Source organism: Kitasatospora sp. NPDC050463, assembly GCF_040655255.1.
In the GTDB taxonomy this organism is placed as follows: Bacteria; Actinomycetota; Actinomycetes; order Streptomycetales; family Streptomycetaceae; genus Kitasatospora.
Genome location: NZ_JBFAJO010000004.1, coordinates 1 through 15339, shown reverse-complemented (window position 1 = coordinate 15339; position 15339 = coordinate 1). Strand labels below are relative to the sequence as shown.

At 71.8% G+C, this 15339-nt stretch carries 15 protein-coding genes and 1 tRNA gene; 12 read left to right on the top strand and 4 right to left on the bottom strand.

All coding sequences use genetic code 11. The annotated features are described in order from the left end of the window. Positions 1-232: 232 nt before the first annotated feature. The 3 genes from AB0J08_RS03995 to AB0J08_RS03985 form a co-directional block, all read right to left on the bottom strand. Positions 233-523, bottom strand: a complete 291-nt coding sequence (locus AB0J08_RS03995; RefSeq protein WP_360626462.1) for a DUF1330 domain-containing protein — start codon at positions 521-523, stop codon at positions 233-235. 131 nt (positions 524-654) lie between these two features. Continuing rightward, complete coding sequence (locus AB0J08_RS03990; protein ID WP_360626459.1) at positions 655-1164, bottom strand: PaaI family thioesterase; 510 nt, start codon at positions 1162-1164, stop codon at positions 655-657. A 148-nt stretch (positions 1165-1312) separates the two neighbouring features. After that, positions 1313-1657 (bottom strand): helix-turn-helix domain-containing protein, encoded by a 345-nt coding sequence (locus AB0J08_RS03985; protein WP_360626456.1) that lies wholly within the window; start codon positions 1655-1657, stop codon positions 1313-1315. A 116-nt stretch (positions 1658-1773) separates the two neighbouring features. Here AB0J08_RS03985 and nadC point away from each other — a divergent pair, with 116 nt between their 5' ends. Both nadC and AB0J08_RS03975 read left to right on the top strand, forming a co-directional pair. Then, on the top strand, positions 1774-2703 hold the full coding sequence (gene nadC / locus AB0J08_RS03980) for a carboxylating nicotinate-nucleotide diphosphorylase (RefSeq protein ID WP_360626453.1): 930 nt from the start codon (positions 1774-1776) through the stop codon (positions 2701-2703). Further along, positions 2691-3545 carry a PhzF family phenazine biosynthesis isomerase gene (locus tag AB0J08_RS03975; protein WP_360626450.1) on the top strand — a complete coding sequence of 285 codons (855 nt, stop codon included), beginning with the start codon at positions 2691-2693 and terminating at the stop codon, positions 3543-3545. Before nadC ends, AB0J08_RS03975 begins: the two co-directional genes overlap by 13 nt. A gap of 289 nt (positions 3546-3834) precedes the next feature. On the opposite strand, the gene AB0J08_RS03970 is transcribed toward AB0J08_RS03975, so the two are convergent. After that, positions 3835-4815, bottom strand: a complete 981-nt coding sequence (locus AB0J08_RS03970) for a winged helix-turn-helix domain-containing protein (protein ID WP_360626447.1) — start codon at positions 4813-4815, stop codon at positions 3835-3837. 89 nt (positions 4816-4904) lie between these two features. Here AB0J08_RS03970 and AB0J08_RS03965 point away from each other — a divergent pair, with 89 nt between their 5' ends. The 10 genes from AB0J08_RS03965 (at position 4905) to AB0J08_RS03920 (ending at position 15283) form a co-directional block, all read left to right on the top strand. Further along, positions 4905-6317: an MFS transporter gene (locus AB0J08_RS03965; RefSeq protein WP_360626444.1), complete on the top strand. Its 1413-nt coding sequence runs from the start codon at positions 4905-4907 to the stop codon at positions 6315-6317. Positions 6318-6393: 76 nt separating this feature from the next. Beyond that, positions 6394-6978, top strand: coding sequence for a DinB family protein (locus AB0J08_RS03960; protein ID WP_360626441.1), 585 nt, complete (start codon positions 6394-6396; stop codon positions 6976-6978). Between the two features lie 167 nt (positions 6979-7145). After that, positions 7146-7457, top strand: a complete 312-nt coding sequence (locus AB0J08_RS03955) for a hypothetical protein (RefSeq protein WP_360626438.1) — start codon at positions 7146-7148, stop codon at positions 7455-7457. After that, complete coding sequence (locus AB0J08_RS03950; RefSeq protein ID WP_360626435.1) at positions 7445-10150, top strand: AAA family ATPase; 2706 nt, start codon at positions 7445-7447, stop codon at positions 10148-10150. The genes AB0J08_RS03955 and AB0J08_RS03950 overlap by 13 nt, the downstream gene beginning before the upstream one ends. Positions 10151-10496: 346 nt before the next feature. Continuing rightward, on the top strand, positions 10497-10952 hold the full coding sequence (locus AB0J08_RS03945) for an SRPBCC family protein (protein WP_360626432.1): 456 nt from the start codon (positions 10497-10499) through the stop codon (positions 10950-10952). Between the two features lie 46 nt (positions 10953-10998). Beyond that, complete coding sequence (locus AB0J08_RS03940; RefSeq protein ID WP_360626429.1) at positions 10999-12441, top strand: MFS transporter; 1443 nt, start codon at positions 10999-11001, stop codon at positions 12439-12441. A 51-nt stretch (positions 12442-12492) separates the two neighbouring features. After that, positions 12493-12933 carry an SRPBCC family protein gene (locus AB0J08_RS03935; RefSeq protein WP_360626426.1) on the top strand — a complete coding sequence of 147 codons (441 nt, stop codon included), beginning with the start codon at positions 12493-12495 and terminating at the stop codon, positions 12931-12933. Between the two features lie 79 nt (positions 12934-13012). Continuing rightward, entirely contained in the window at positions 13013-14359 is a 1347-nt protein-coding gene (locus tag AB0J08_RS03930) for a carotenoid oxygenase family protein (RefSeq protein WP_360626423.1), read from the top strand. Positions 14360-14432: 73 nt separating this feature from the next. Continuing rightward, positions 14433-15011, top strand: a complete 579-nt coding sequence (locus tag AB0J08_RS03925) for an SRPBCC family protein (RefSeq protein WP_360626420.1) — start codon at positions 14433-14435, stop codon at positions 15009-15011. 198 nt (positions 15012-15209) lie between these two features. Further along, positions 15210-15283, top strand: a tRNA-Met gene (locus AB0J08_RS03920). Positions 15284-15339 lie beyond the last annotated feature (56 nt).

Below are 15339 nucleotides of genomic sequence, written 5' to 3'. Positions count from 1 at the left end.
GCGTCTTCGAGGGCTCGCCGCCCCTACCGACGCCGCCCGCTGCGCGCGGACCCTGCGCGCTCTCACTCTGCTCGCCAAGTGGGCCCCCGAGCCCTCAGCGGCGCCGGTGCGCAGCGATCCGCAGGCCGAGCAGCCCGTGGTGGTGATGTCGCGTCCGGTTGGCGAGCCTTGGAGAGCACTGTGAACGCCGCCCCACCTCGACGGGAGGACCGCTGATCCTCATCCCCGAGTCCTAAACGCTTTCGATGATGCGGAAGTCGCGCTCGACGCCGTCGGACAGGGCGAGCAGCGCCTGCTGGTAGGCCTCACTCGCGTGAGCTGCGACGGCCTGTTCGAAGCTGTCGAACTCGATCAGGACGACGCGCTCGGCGACGCCGTCGTCGTGGGGGACGACCCGCCCGTCGCGGGCGAGCAGCCGTCCGCCTCCGGCCCTGACGGCCGGACCGGCCAGCTTGTCGTAGGCAGCCAGCTTCTCGGGGTCGGAAATGGTGCGGTAGGCGCTGACCCAGTAGCCCTTGGCCACGAGAACCTCCAGTGTTCGGAAAGTGCGCGTCCGAGAATGCACGTCGGAAGGTGCACGTCTGACGCCGGATTCACTGCTGCCAGCGAGCGCACCCCTGCGGCAACAGCGGCTCGATCCGCTCCCACCGGCCGTCATCGCTTGGGACGGATCAGGCAGGTGCTCCTGCCGACGGCGCACAGTCGCTGGTCCGCGTCGAGCGCGCGGCAGGTCGCCAGTCCGCGATTGCGGCCGAGGTGGACCACCTCCGCGTCGACCGTCACCGGGCCGCCGGGCGCCGTCACCGGGCGCAAGAAGTCGACGCCGAGGTCGAGGGTGACGATGTCCTGATCCGCGGCGACGGCCGACAGCACGGCGCTAGCGAGGGCCGCGTCGATGACGGTGGCCAGGATGCCGCCGGCGAGAACGCCGAGGTGGTTGGCGAGGAATCCGGGTGCCGGCATGGTGAACCGCACCCGGCCGGGTTCGGCACTCTCCACGGTGATGCCGAGCACCTGGATGACGGGTGGTGGAACGATCTCGCCGTCCGCGAGGCCCCGCAGGTACTGCAGGCCGCTCTGCTCCGGCCTGGCGGCGAAGAGCGGGCCCGGCTCCCTCCAACCGAGCACCGTGGAACGTTCTGTGGCGCTTTCCTGCCGAGTCATGCCGCCCCCTCGGGTCGAACGGCCGAGCCGAATCGCTTCGAATATCGAAGCACTGTCGCAGTCCGAGATGCTAGCGCTTCGAAATCCGAAGCGCTAGGTGCCGGCGGAAGGTCCGAACGCCCCGTCAACACCCGGGCCCGCGTGGACGTCAGCCCGTGGCACCGCTCTCGAGCGCCGCCGCCCAGCGTTCCGACCACTGGGCGAGGGGGCCGAGCGAGAGGCAGGCTTCCCGCCCGAGCGGAGTGAGCTCGTACCGGCTGTCGGGCAGCTGCTGAACCACGTGGGCATCCTGCAGTTCGGCCAGGCGCTGGCGCATCACGCTGGAGGACATGTCGTCGCACTGCTTCTGCAGCGGACGGAACCCGAGGGGGCCGCCGCTCAGCTCCCAGAGGATGCGCAGGCTCCACCGCCGCCCGAACAGGTCGAGTGCGGCCATGAGGGGACGGCCGGTGGTCGAACCGCGAACTGGCTCGCCCGGCTTGGGTGTTGGCATGGCGTGGAGTCCAGCCTCCAAGGTTGATGCTTCGGATTCCGAAACGCTACCATCGGCGATCGCTTCGGAAAACGAATCAGTGCCCGGCAGGGCGCCCACTCAGAGGTGGAGACCGGATGACGACGACACAGTCCCCGTCGACCCAGTTCCCGTCGACCCAGTTCCCCTCGGCGCCGGGACGGACCGCCGTCGCCGCCGCCCTGGCCGAGGACGCCGCGGAGAACGACATCACCACCGCGTGGAGCGTTCCCGAAGACCTGGCGGCCACGGCCGAGATCCGCACCCGGCAGAGCGGCATCGCCGCCGGACTCCCTGTGGTCGCCGAGGTCTTCGCGCAGGTCGATCCCGAGGTCAGGATCGAGGCGAGCGTCACCGACGGCACCCGGCTGGCCGACGGCGACCTCCTGGTGCGCCTGTCCGGCCCGGCGCGCAGCCTGATCACCGGAGAGCGCACGGCACTGAACTTCCTGCAACGCCTCTGCGGCATCGCGACACTGACCGACCGCTACGTCCAGGCCGTGGCCGCAACCGGGACCGGGACTCGCGTTCTGGACACCCGCAAGACGGCGCCGGGCCTGCGCGCCCTCGACAAGTACGCGGTGACCGTCGGTGGTGGCCACAACCACCGGCTGGACCTCGCGGCGATGGTCCTGCTCAAGGAGAACCACATCGCCGCGGCGGGCGGGGTGACCGCGGCGATCGAGGCGGTCCACCTCGGGATGGCGCGTACCGGGCGGACGGTGGAGGTCGATGTCGAGGTGCGGACCGTGGCAGAGGCAGTCGAGGCGCTGGATGCCGGGGCCCGCTGGATCATGCTCGACAACATGCCGCCGGCCGACATCGCGCAGGTGGTGAGCGCCCGGGCCGGACGGGCCGACGCTCCCCGGATCCTGCTGGAGGCGTCGGGCACCGTCCGCCTGGACAGTGTCCGCGCCATCGCCGGGACGGGCGTGGACCTCATCTCGGTCGGGGCGTTGACCCACAGCGCGCCCGCACTCGACCTGACGATGCTGCTGACCACCGGTCCGGTGCCGTGCCCGAGGTAGCGATCGTCGACGCGTGCCAGCGACGGCGCGGGGGTGGCAGCCCGACCGCCGTTCTGGACGACGCGCCGTTGACCGGCGAGGAACGACGCCGCATTCCGACGGAGCTGGGAACGTCGCACGCCGTCTTCCTCCGCGCGACCGGAGTCGAGCGCGCCCGCCCCTCGTACACCCTCCGGTTCTTCACCGCCGCGGGCGAACTGCCCGCCTGCGGCCACGGCACCGTCGCCGCCCTCGCGCTGCTCGCCCACCGTGCCGGCGACGACGCCTACCACGCCGTCCTGCGGACGACCCACGGCAGCTTCGACGGCCGGGCCACCCGCAACGGTGACGGCCTGACAGCCTCCTTCGACCCGGGCCCGGTCAGCCTGCGCGAGGTCCGAGGCCCCGAACTGGAAGCGGTCGCACAGGGCCTCGGACTGACCCCGGAGGCAGTCGCCGGGGACGCCTGCGTGGCGTCGAACGGGCGGCCGAGACTTCTGCTGGCCGTCCGGTCCCGGGCCGTGCTCGCCGGACTCACCCCGGACTTCCCCCTGCTGCGCGCGGCCTGTGACCGCTACGGCCTGCTCGGCTGCTACGCCTACTCGCCCCCGGACCGGCACGGCCGGACGGCAGCCCGGATGTTCGCACCGTCGATCGGCGTCCCCGAGGACATCGCCAACGCCAACAGCACGGCCTGCCTGGCCGCGCACACGGTCGGATCGGGTATGGACCGCCTCGTCGTCGACATGGGCGACCACCTCGGCCGTCCGTCGACCGTCACGGCGGCCGTCCACCACGACGGCCTGGAGCGCCGGATCCAGGTCGGGGGCCGAGCGGCGATCGTGCGGACTCTCGTGCGCTGAGGCCTGCGGCGGTCAGGGCCGGTCGGGCCGGGTACGGAGCAGACCGGCCCACCGGCTGTCGGCCGGTGCGGCCAGGACGAGCGTTCGTGCGGTGCGTCGGGTGGGAGCGGACGCCAGACCATGCCCGCCTCGGCGGATGCTGCTGCTCGCGCTCGGGGCGCTTCGACCTGCTCGGGGCGTGCGGGCTGGGTGCGGGGCTGGTGCTCCTGCTGCCGGCGTTCTCCAAGGCGGGTCAATGGGGCTGGGGCAGTTGGCGGATGCCACGCCGACCGGCTACGACTCCGAGCCCTCAGCCCGTACCGCCGACCAGTGCCTCGCCGAGCGGGGTGCGCCGGTAGAGCACCGACCGTCCGGACCGGGCGCGGACGAGCAGCCCCGCGCCTCGCAGGATGGCGAGGTGGTCTCCCACCGCGCCGGGTGCCATGGCCAGGCTTCGGGCGAGCTGGCTGGTACTGGCCGGGGCGTCCAGCGCCAACAGCAGCCGGGCCCGGGCCCGGCCCACCAGAGCGGTCAGCGCGTCCGGTCGGGGGACGGTCTCCTGTTCGCCCCACAGGGCGGCGGTGCCGCGGGCAGGATAGACCAAGGTCCTGGGCCAGGGGTCTTCCAGGTGGGCGGCGATGTTCCCGACGAAGACCGAAGGGATCAGCAGTAGCCCGTCGCCGGCGAGGCGGACGTTCCCGACTGGGGGGAAGTAGGCGATCTCGATACCGCCGGCGCGCCAGGCGATACTCGGGTGCAGGCTCTCGATGGCCGTGGCCCATCCGTGTTCGCCGATCACACCCACCCGGTGCACGACATCGCGCTCACAGATCGCGCGCAGGTGCGGCCAGTCCGCGGCGAGCAGCTCGTGCCACGCCTGGTCCATCGCCTCGGCGATCCTGGAGACGGCATCCGTGGAGTCCAGCACTGCGCGTACGCGGGGATCACGGGCGGACGGGCCGGTCGCGGTGGCGGCGAATTCGTGGCGGGCCGCTTCCAGCGGTGTGGCCCGGATCATGGCCAGGTCGTCTGCCCAGGTCTGGTTGAGGCCGCGCGGAGGCGGGGCGACGAAGTTCGGTCCGCCTCGCGGGGCCTGCAGGGCGAGTGCGGCGTCCAGTTCGGTCTCGCGGCGAAGCCGTTCAAAGGCCGGCACGAGCCGGGTGGCCCAGGCTCGCGGCAGCGGCCGGTTCTGGCCGGCGAGCGAGCGTAGCAGCAAGCAGAGGTCCATCGCGGGCGACAGTGCGAACCGGCTGCGCAGCAGGTCCTCGACGGAGACTTCGAAGCGGAGCACCCTGCGATGCTACCGCCGGACGTCAGTTCCGATTCGTCCAGCGACGAATCATTGGTGAGTGGCGTGGACGCACGGCGAGGCTGGGCGTCATGACCCCAACCGCCGGACCCGCGCAGGGCGACCACCGTGCCACCTACCGGGAGGTGCTGGCCGAGCCGCGATTCCGGCTGCTCTTCTCGACCCGCGCCGTCGCGATCACTGCGGGCTCGCTGCGGATCACCACGTTCTCGGTGCTGGTCTTCGCGGCCACCGGCTCCGCGCTGTTGAGCGCACTGGCCTTCGGCATCGGCTTTCTCCCGCAGCTGTTCGGCTCGCTGCTGCTGGGCTCACTGGCCGACCGACTGCCGCCCCGCGCGCTCATCGCCTGCGGCTACGCCTTGGAGTGCGCCGCCGCCCTGCTGCTCGCCCTGGTGCGGATGCCGATCGCGGCAAGCCTCGGTGTCGTGGCGCTGGTCGCCCTCGCCACACCGGTGTTCGGCGGCGCGTCGAGTCGGCTGGTCGCGCAGTGGCTGGAGGGCGACGCCTATGTCCTGGGCCGTTCACTGAACAACATCGCCTCCTCCGGCGCGCAATTGTTCGGTCTGGCGCTGGGAGGTGCGGTCGTCGCGGTACTCGGCCCGCACCGGGCGCTCACGGTAAGCGCCGCCCTCTACCTCGGCTGCGCGCTCGCCGTCCGCATCCGGCTACCCCGGCTGGAGCTGCGAGAGTTCGGCGGCGCACCCGGCGGCGCTCGGGGCGACGGCGGGGCCGTCCGGGCGAGCCTGCACGGTGCCGGCCTGCTGCTGCGCGGACACACGGTACGACGACTGATGCTGGCGCAGTGGCTACCGCCCGCGTTCGTAGCGGGCGCGGAAGGCCTGATCGTCGCCTACGCCGGAGGACGCCACTTCGCGCCCGGCTGGTACGCGGTGCTGATGGGCTGTCTGCCGGTCGGCATGCTTGTCGGTGACCTCCTGGTGGGCCGACTGCTACGGCCACCCGCCCGGGAGCGACTGGTGGTCCCGTTGATCGCACTGATGGGGCTGCCGCTGGTCGGCTTCGCCGCCGAGCCCGGAGTGGGTGTCTCGTCCTGTCTGCTGCTGCTCTGCGGGTTCGGATTCGCCTACTGTCTCGGCCTGCAACGGCCCTTCCTGGACGCCCTGCCGCAGGATGGCCAAGGCCAGGCCTTCGGTCTGCTCGGCTCCGGCAGCATGACGCTGCAGGGCGTCGGGCCGGCCTGCTTCGGCTCGGTGGCCGCGGGCATCGGAACGGGCGGCGCAATCGCCCTGGCAGGCGGCGCGACGGCGCTTACCGCCGGCTGGATTCTCAGCTGGCACCCGCCCACCTCCCCGGTCCCCGTCCCGAACTGCTCAACGGGAGCAGAGAACGGCACCGAACAGCATGCGTCCAGATTCTCCTGCGCAGTAACCGTGGCAGGTCGGGTCGGCCGCGAGCCGCCACGCACCCCCCACGTTGCTCTGACCGGCAGTCATCCCGGTGGCTCATTGTGCAAGAAGTCCTAAGCCTCGGCTCTGCCGGCCGTTGCGGACCACGTACGGGACCTTGAGACCACGAACAGCCAAGGAAGGTTCATGCCGCATGATCGATGAATTCGCGAAGGCCAACCTGCACGGGAGACTGCGGCGGGACCGCGAGGCGCTGCTCTGGAAACTCGACGGCTTGTCCGAGTACGACGCCCGCCGACCTTTGACGGCGACCGGGACCAACCTCCTCGGCCTGGTCAAACACGTGGCCACCGTCGAGGCCAGGTACTTCGGCGAGGTCTTCGAGCGCCCTTCCCCGGAACCGCTGCCCCGGTGGCAGGACTCCGACGGCAGTGACCAGTGGGCGACCGAGGACGAGACCCGCGATCAGATCATCGGGTTCTACCGGCGCACATGGGAACACGCGGACGCGACGATCAACGAGCTTCCCCTCGACGCCCCCGGCCACGTGCCGTGGTGGCCGGAGCCTTCTCCCAACACGAACCTGTTCGCCGTCATGGTCCATGTCCTCGGCGAGTCCATCCGGCATGCCGGGCACGCCGACATCCTGCGCGAGGGAATCGACGGCCGGACCGGGCTGCGCGCCGAATACGAGAAGCAGATCGACGAGGAAGCTCGTGCAGCCCACTGCGCGAAGATCGAGCAGGCCGCCCGGTCCGCCGCACCACTCAAGGCTTAGCTTGACGTTTATCGTCCGGCGACCGGATACGGCAGCCTGAGCGCGGGGCGAGCGTCACCGGGATTCAGTGACGAGCTCCAAGTCGTCGACCAGAAAGTGGAGTTGAAGGTCGTCTGCCAAGTCAGCCCACCGCCCCTCGGCGTCGAGCACTGATGCGGTGAGCATCCGTGCTCAGCGACGAGCTCCGGGGGGTAGTTGAAGCCCGGCCACGGCAGGACGGGGTAGTTGTTTGCCTCACCGAACTGCCGGACCCGCTCGATGTCTCGGGTCAGCAGGCGGCCGTGCTCGAAGCCCTGATGGATCTGGTGCCGGAGAAGCTCGGTGATTGCGCCAGGGGTGCCGATCACGCCGGTCTCGACGAGTCGTATGAAGAGCGTGTTGTCGAGAGCTACGGGCGCGGAACACTTCTCCACGGCTCCCGGTCTCCCGTATCCGTCGAGCTCAGAGGGCGTGACATGATTCCGGCGTGGCTCTTGTGACTGGCTCTGAGTACTTTCCGCCCGCCGACCGCGTCGCTCTTTCCGAACTGTTCGCCGGCGCGCGAGTGGGGCGGGGCGGGGCGACAGTCGTTCGCGGCGAAGCGGGTATCGGCAAGACCACATTGCTGCGCCACGTCACCGAAGGGCTGGAGGGTGTACGACTGCTGTGGGTGAACGGGGCCGAGTTCGAAGCGGACTTCGCCTACGCCGCGGTACACCAGCTCACCCGCTCGTTGCACGACCGGATCGAGCGGCTGCCCTCCGCCCACCGGGAGGATCTCGCCGTGGCCATGGGGCTGCGGGATGGTGGCGCGCCGAGCCGCTTCACCGTCGGACTCGGCCTGTTGGGTCTGCTGTCCGACGCCGCGGGCGAGGAGCCCGTGGTGTGCGTCGTGGACGACGCGCATTGGCTGGATAGGGCATCGGCGCAGGTGCTGGCGTTCGTGGCCCGGCGGATCGCGGACGAGCCGATCGCGATCGTTTTCGGAGTCCGTGACCCGCACGCCGTCGGGGAACTCGAAGGGCTGACGGCGCTGACGCTGTCGAGGTTGCCCGACCAGGCGGCCCGGGTCCTGCTCTCCTCCAGCCTCCCGGGCCCCTTGGACGAGCGGGTCCGCGAACGGATCCTCGCCGAGGCCCGCGGAAATCCGCTCGCGTTGCTGGAGCTGCCGCGCCGGCTCGGTCCCGCCGGTCTGGCCGGCGGGTTCGGGCTGCCGACTCCGGTCTCGCCGGCCAACCGCATCGAGCGGAGCTACCAGGAGCGGCTCTCCCAACTCTCGGGTAGCGCACGCACTCTGCTTCTCGTCGCGGCCGCGGAGCCGACTGGTGATCCGGGTCTGCTGTGGCGGGCGGCCGACTTGCTGGGTGTGGGACCGGAAGCCGGACCCGAGGCCGAAGCGACGGACCTGATCGAGCTGGGCGGGCAGTCCCGGTTCCGGCACCCGCTGGTGCGCTCGGCGGTGTACACCTCCGCGTCGTCGGCCGAGCGACGCCGTGTTCACGGAGCACTCGCTGACGTCACCGATCCGCTGGCGGCGCCCGACCGGCGTTCGTGGCACCGGGCGCAGGCCGCATCCCGCCCCGACGAGGAGGTCGCGGCCGATCTGCTGCGCTGCGCGGAGCGCGCACGGAGCAGGGGCGGTGCCGCGGCCGGGGCCGCGTTCCTGGAACAGGCCGCGGCCCTCACGGCCGATCCTCGGCTACGGGCCGGACGCAGCCTCGCCGCGGCGCGGGCCGCGCTGGAGGCCGGTTCCTTCGAGAACGCGGTCACCCTGGTCGAGGCGGCCGACAGCGGTCCGATCGACGGCCCGGGCCGGGTGGAGGCCGAACTCGTGCGCGGCCAAGCGGCGTTCTTCCGCGACGGCGCGGCCGACGCGGTCGGTCATCTCGTCAAGGCCGCCGGCCTCGACCCTCACCGGGCCCGACTCCATCTGCTGGACGCCCTGCAGGCGGGACTCGTCGTCGGCCGCTCCTCCCCCGCCGCACGCGAGGCACTCGAAGCGGCCCGACGGGCACCCGCCGCGGTGGGGGACGGCTCCACCGCCGACGACCTGCTGGACGCGCTCGTCGCCTACCTCGACGGTGACCTCGCGGCAGTGCCGGGGCTGTTGGAGTTGCTGTCGGACGTCACCGATCCGCTCTGGGCGCACCGTCTGTCGCTCGCGGCCCTCCTCGCCGTCGAACTGTGGGACGTCACCCTCGAGGAGCAGCTCGCCACCCGGGCCGTTGAGTCCGCCCGCCTCGCCGGAGCACTGATGATCCTCCCGGTCGGACTCTGGATGCAGGCCCTGGCGGCCGTCCAACGCGGTGACCTGGTCGCAGCCTCGGCCCTGAACAGCGAAGCCGACGGCATAGCCGAGGCGACCGGAGTCCCGCCTCACTGGTACGGCCGTCTCTACGCCGCCGCCCTACGCGGAAAGGCCGCCGAGGCGGAACCCCTGATCGACCGGGTCCTGGCCGAGTCGCACGCGCGGCACAAGGGCATGCTGACGGCGACCGCCCATGCGGCAGCGGCGCTCTACGCCAACGGCGTCGCCGACCACCGGGCGGCGCTGGCATCAGCCCGGTTGGCTCTCACCGACGGCGACCTGGGAGTCTCCAGCCTCGCACTGCCCGAACTGATCGAGGCGGCCGTCCGGTGCGGCGAGGCCGACGCTGCCCGCGAGGCGTTCGCCCGACTGTCGGACCACGCGTCCGCGGCAGGCACCGACTGGGCGCTGGGCATGCGTGCGGGCCTCGCCGCTCTGCTGTCGGACGACCCGGAGCCGCTCCACGCCGAGGCGGTGACCAGACTGGGCGCCGCCGGCCTGCGGGCGTGGCACGGCCGGGCCCTTCTGCACCAAGGGGCGTGGCTGCGCCGTGACGGCCGCCGCCTGGAGGCACGTGACGCGCTGCGCGCGGCTCACGAGTTGTTCACCGCGATGGGGGCGGAGGGATTCGCTGAACGGGCGCGGGTCGAGCTGGCTGCCGCGGGTGAACAAGCCAGGTCCTCCACGCTCGGTGTCATGGAGATGCTGACGGGCCAGGAGTTGAACATCGCCAGGCTCGTGGCGACCGGAGCGACCTCCCGGGAGGTCGCGGACCGGCTGTTCCTCAGCCCCCGCACCATCGATGCCCATCTGCGGAGCGTCTTCAAGAAGCTCGGCATCACCTCCCGCCGCCAGCTCGCCGACGTCCTCGGCCGGGCGGCCTAGCGCCCCGGCCGTTCTCCCCTCTGCGCTGTCCCTCCGACGCCCCGCACACCGAGCAGTGCCGCAGGGATCGGACGCGAGGCGGTGGCCGATCCTCCGCGGCGGGATCGCACGACCCGTGAGCCCGGGCCCGTCCGGCTCCTCAAGCCCCGAGCACCGTCTCCGCTCAGGCCCCGAGCACCGTCTTGGCCTCGGCGGTCCGATGTGAGCACCGAGCCCGGCACGGCTCACGGCCCTCCGGCGCAGCATCGCCCTGAGCCCTCGGCACCCGTCACCGAGTGACTTAGGCAACCGTCTAGGCGACTTTCACCGAAGAGGGGCCAAGGGCCGCCGGACGAGACTCAACCCCATGGACAACACGCCCTCGGGCATCGACCGGGCCGCTCCCGTCGTCGCCCGTCGTGAACTGCCGATCAGCGCCCCGGCCACTGCCGTCTGGGATCTGCTGACCTGTGTGCCCGACTGGCCGTGCTGGCAGCCGGACATCGCCGAGGCCCGGGCGCTGACCCCGCTGACACCGGGGGCGGAGTTCCACTGGCAGACCGCCGGACTGGACATCACCTCCACCGTGTACGCGGTCGACGCACCCCGCCTGATCCTGTGGGGCGGCCCGTCCCAGGGCATCAACGCGATCCACCAGTGGACGTTCACGCCCTCGACAGGAGCGACCCTCGTCGTCACGGAGGAGTCCTGGGACGGCGCGCCCGTGCGGACCGACCCCGACGGCATCAGGCAGGCACTCGACCAGTCCCTGCTCCAGTGGCTCCTCCACCTGAAGTCCGCCGCCGAGCGCAGCACGCGCTGAACTCCGCCGCCCGCTCTCATTGCCCACCGGACCGCCAGGAGCCCCCATGCGCAAACCACCTCACGGTGCCGTCCTCGCGGTACTGGCCGCCGCCCAGTTCACCGTCATGCTCGCCACCTCGATCGTGAACGTCGCGCTGCCGCAGATCCGCGACGGTGTCGGGCTCTCCGACACCGCCACCACCTGGGTGGTCAACGCCTACGGTCTGGCCTTCGGCGCGCTGCTGCTCGCCGGCGGGCGCGCCGCCGACCTGCTGGGCCGGCGCCGCGTGCTGCTCGTCGGACTGGGCACGTTCGGGATCGCCTCCGCCACCGCCGCACTGGCCACCTCGCCCGGCGTCCTCATCGCCGCCCGCGCCGTCCAGGGCGCCGGCGCGGCGGCCGTCGCCCCCGCCGCACTCGCCCTGGCCATGGGTCTCCACCCACCGGGCCCCGGCCGGACCAAGGCGCTCGCGGTCTGGGGTGCGGTGTCCGGTGCGGGAGGCGCGGCGGGAGTGATCCTCGGAGGGCTCCTGACCCAGGCCTGGGGTTGGCCGTGGATCTTCCACACCGTGGCGATCGGGACGTTCGCGGTCCTGGCGGCGACGGTCGCGTTCGTCCCGGCCACCGCTCGCGGAGAGGCGGCCAGGTTCGACCTCGCCGGCACCGCCGCCAGCGCCCTGTCCCTGACCGCCCTGGTGTGGGGCCTGACCACGGCCCGCCACTTCGGCTGGACCGACACCCGCGTCCTCGCCGCGTTCGCCGCCGCCACCGCACTCGCGCTGCTCTTCCTGCGGGTCGAGCGCGGCAACCCGGCCCCGCTGGTGCCACCACGCCTGTTCGCCGGCGGTGGTGTGGCGGCCGGAAACCTGCTGATGGGCCTGTTCGGCTCGACGTGGATCGCACTGTTCTTCTTCCTGCCGCTCTACCAGCAGCAGGTCCTCGGCGAAGACCCGCTGACGACCGGACTCGGCCAACTCCCGCTCGCCGGGGCGAACATGCTCGGCGCCGCCCTCGCCCCAGCCCTCACCCGGAGGGTGGGCAACCGGGCCGCGGTGGTCGGGGCCCTGCTGACCGAGGCGGCCGGGACGCTGTGGTTGTCCCGGATCAGCGCCGACGGAAGCTTTCTGACCGACATCCTCGGCCCCAGCGTCCTCGTGGGACTCGGTCTGAGCATCGCGTTCGTGCAGCTGACCGCCCTGTCCGTCGAAGGCGCCACCGGAGCGGACGCGGGTCTGGCGGGCGGCCTGGTCAACACCACCCGGCAGGTCGGTGGCGCCATCGGGCTCGCGGTCCTGGCGACCGTCGCGGGAACCGTCACCGCTCACGCCACCGGGCACCAGACCCACCCGGAGGCACTGACCGCCGGCTACCGCACCGCCTTCGGCCTCTGCGCCGCCGTCCTGGCCGGCACCGCCCTGCTCGCGGCCCGCCTGGCCCGGCGCACACCCCCCGGCCCCGCGGCTACCCGGGCCCCGGCTGCGCGACCCGCTGCCCGCGCCCGGCACTGACCACCCGACCCACCCGCACTCCACCAGCACACCTATCGAGAGGAACCACCCGTGCTCACCATCGACAAGACCGCGCCCGTCATCGTCCGCCTGTCCAGCGAGATCGACGCCCCGCTGGAGACCGTCTGGTCCCTGCACACCCGCATCGACGACTGGCCGGTCTGGAACACCGACATCGACCAGGCCCGGCTGGAGGGACCGCTCGCCGAAGGCGCCTCGTTCACCTGGCGCACCCACGGACTGGACATCACCTCCACCGTCCACGAGCTCGTGCCAGGCGCCCGGATCGTCTGGGGCGGCCCGGCCAACGGCATCGAGGGCATCCACGTGTGGACCTTCGAGCAGAGCGGCGACCGCGTGCTCGTCCGCACCGAGGAGTCCTGGAGCGGCGCACCCGTCGAGGCCGCGGCCGACCAGCTCCGCGACGCCCTGCGCACCTCCCTGGAGGACTGGCTCACCTGCCTCAAGAACCGTGCGGAGAAGCGCTCCTGACGACCAGACGCCCACGCCCGGCCCACCCCCGCCCCACACCGCCCCTGCGCCCCCGCACCGAGACCGCAAGGAACCAACCATGACCGCCAAGCCTTTCCTGACCGGCCACTACGAACCGGCCGCCGACGAACTGACCGCCACCGAACTCACCGTCGACGGCACCCTGCCGCCGGAACTGACCGGCCGCCTGATCCGCAACAGCCACAACCCCAAGCCCGGCGTCACCCCCACCCACTGGTTCAAGGGCAGCGGCATGGTGCACGGCATCCGGCTGCGCGAGGGCCGCGCCGAGTGGTACCGCAACCGCTGGGTGCGCACGCCCGCCCTGGACGGCGCGCCCTACATGACCGACAACGGCCCGGACCTGACCGCCTCCACCGCCGGCACCCACGTCATCGAGCACGCCGGCCGGCTGCTCGCCCTCTGCGAGGCGAACCTCCCCTTCGAACTCACCAGGGACCTCGACACCGTCGGCCCCTTCGACTTCGACGGCAAGCTGCGCAGCGCGATGACCGCCCACCCCAAGAGCGACCCGGTCACCGGCGAGCTGCACTTCTTCAGCTCCTCACCCTTCCCGCCGTTCCTGACGTACTACATCGCCGACGCGCACGGGCACGTCACCCACAGCGCCGAGATCCCCGGCGCCACCGCCTCCCTGAAGCACGACTTCGCGCTCACCCGCAACCACGTGGTCTTCATCGAGGGCACCGTGACCTTCGACCCCACCGAGCACTCCGGTATCCCCTACTCCTGGCAGGACTCGCAGCCGGCCCGGATCGGTGTCATGCCGCGCGGCGCCGACGGTGCCGGAAACATCCGCTGGTTCCCCATCGAGCCGGGCAACATGCTGCACGCCGCCAACGCCCACGAGGACGCCGCAGGCCGCATCGTCCTGGAAGGCCCGACCGTCGACCGCGAGGGTTTCCAGCTCTCCTGGAACTGGTGGGTCGGTGCTCCCGGCCGCGGCAGCGAGCCCAACACCCGCTCCTACAACCGCCGCTGGGTCATCGACCTGGCCGCCGGCCGCGTCGACGAGCGCGTCATCGACGACCTGGCCATCGAGTTCCCCACGCTCAACGAGGACTTCCTCGGCGTCGAGAACCGCTACCAGTACGCAATCTCCTTCCCCGACCAGCACGGCGTCGGCGGCTACGGCGTCGTCAAGTACGACCGCAGCACCGGCGAGCGCCGCATCCACCAGGCGGGCGACGCCCGGTTGCCCAGCGAAGCCGTCTTCGTCCCGGCGGCCGGTGCCACCCGCGAGGACGACGGCTACCTCCTCACCGTCGTCTCCGACCTCAAGCAGGACGCCTCCCACCTGCTGGTACTCGACGCCTCCGGCCTCGACCGGATCGCCACCGTCCACCTGCCCCGCCGGGTCACCGCCGGCATCCACGGCTCCTGGATCCCCGACAGCGCCCTCTGACGAACCCCCGCGGGAACGGCCTGCCGCCCCCGGGACCTCCAGCAGACCCACTCCTCCGAGAAAGAGCACTGCCATGCGTACGCTCACCGCAGCCAAGACCGCGGCCGTCACCTTCGCACTCCTCCTCACCACCCCCACCGCCGCCTCCGCCCTCACCGCAGAGCGCCCCAGCACGGTGGCCGAGGCGGCCGCGAAGCATCCGGCGGACGTGCGGATCGACGAACGGGCCCCGGTCATCACCCGTACCGGCATCCTCATCCACGCCCCGCTGCACACCATCTGGAAGATCCAGACCGACCTCGAGAACTGGCCCACCTGGCAGCCGAACGTCGAGAGCATGGCCAAGGACACCCCCGGCCGCCTGCGCCCCGGCTCGGTGTTCCGCTGGAGCACCGAAGGCCTCGACATCACCTCCACCGTCAAGCAGGTCGATCCCGGCAGGCGCCTCGTCTGGGGCGGCCCCGCCCAGGGCATCACCGCCGTCCACGTCTGGACCTTCACCCCCACCCCCGACGGCGTCCTCGTCCACACCGAGGAATCCTGGACCGGTGAGCCGGTCACCGCCAACCAGGCCGTGCTCCAGGCCGCCCTCGACAACTCCCTGCACCACTGGGTCACCAACCTCAAGCACGAGGCCGAGGCCACTCGGTAACCCGAATGCGGGCGGCACGGCGGGCACGCTCCCGGCCGACTGCGGCGCGCATGGCCCCACATCACATGGTCCGCTTCGGCGGGGGCCCGGACGTTGATTCCTGGGCCGCCGCAGCCACCTGCTGCAGGCGCTTTCTCGGCGGCGGCGGAAAGGAGATTTCGTTCTGCGCGAGCTGTGCCGTAGGGTCGGTGTCACCGACGCGGGGTGGAGCAGCTCGGTAGCTCGCTGGGCTCATAACCCAGAGGTCGCAGGTTCAAATCCTGTCCCCGCTACTACACAACAAGGCCGGGCCCGACGCACTGTGTGCGGCGGGGCCGGCCGGGTTGTT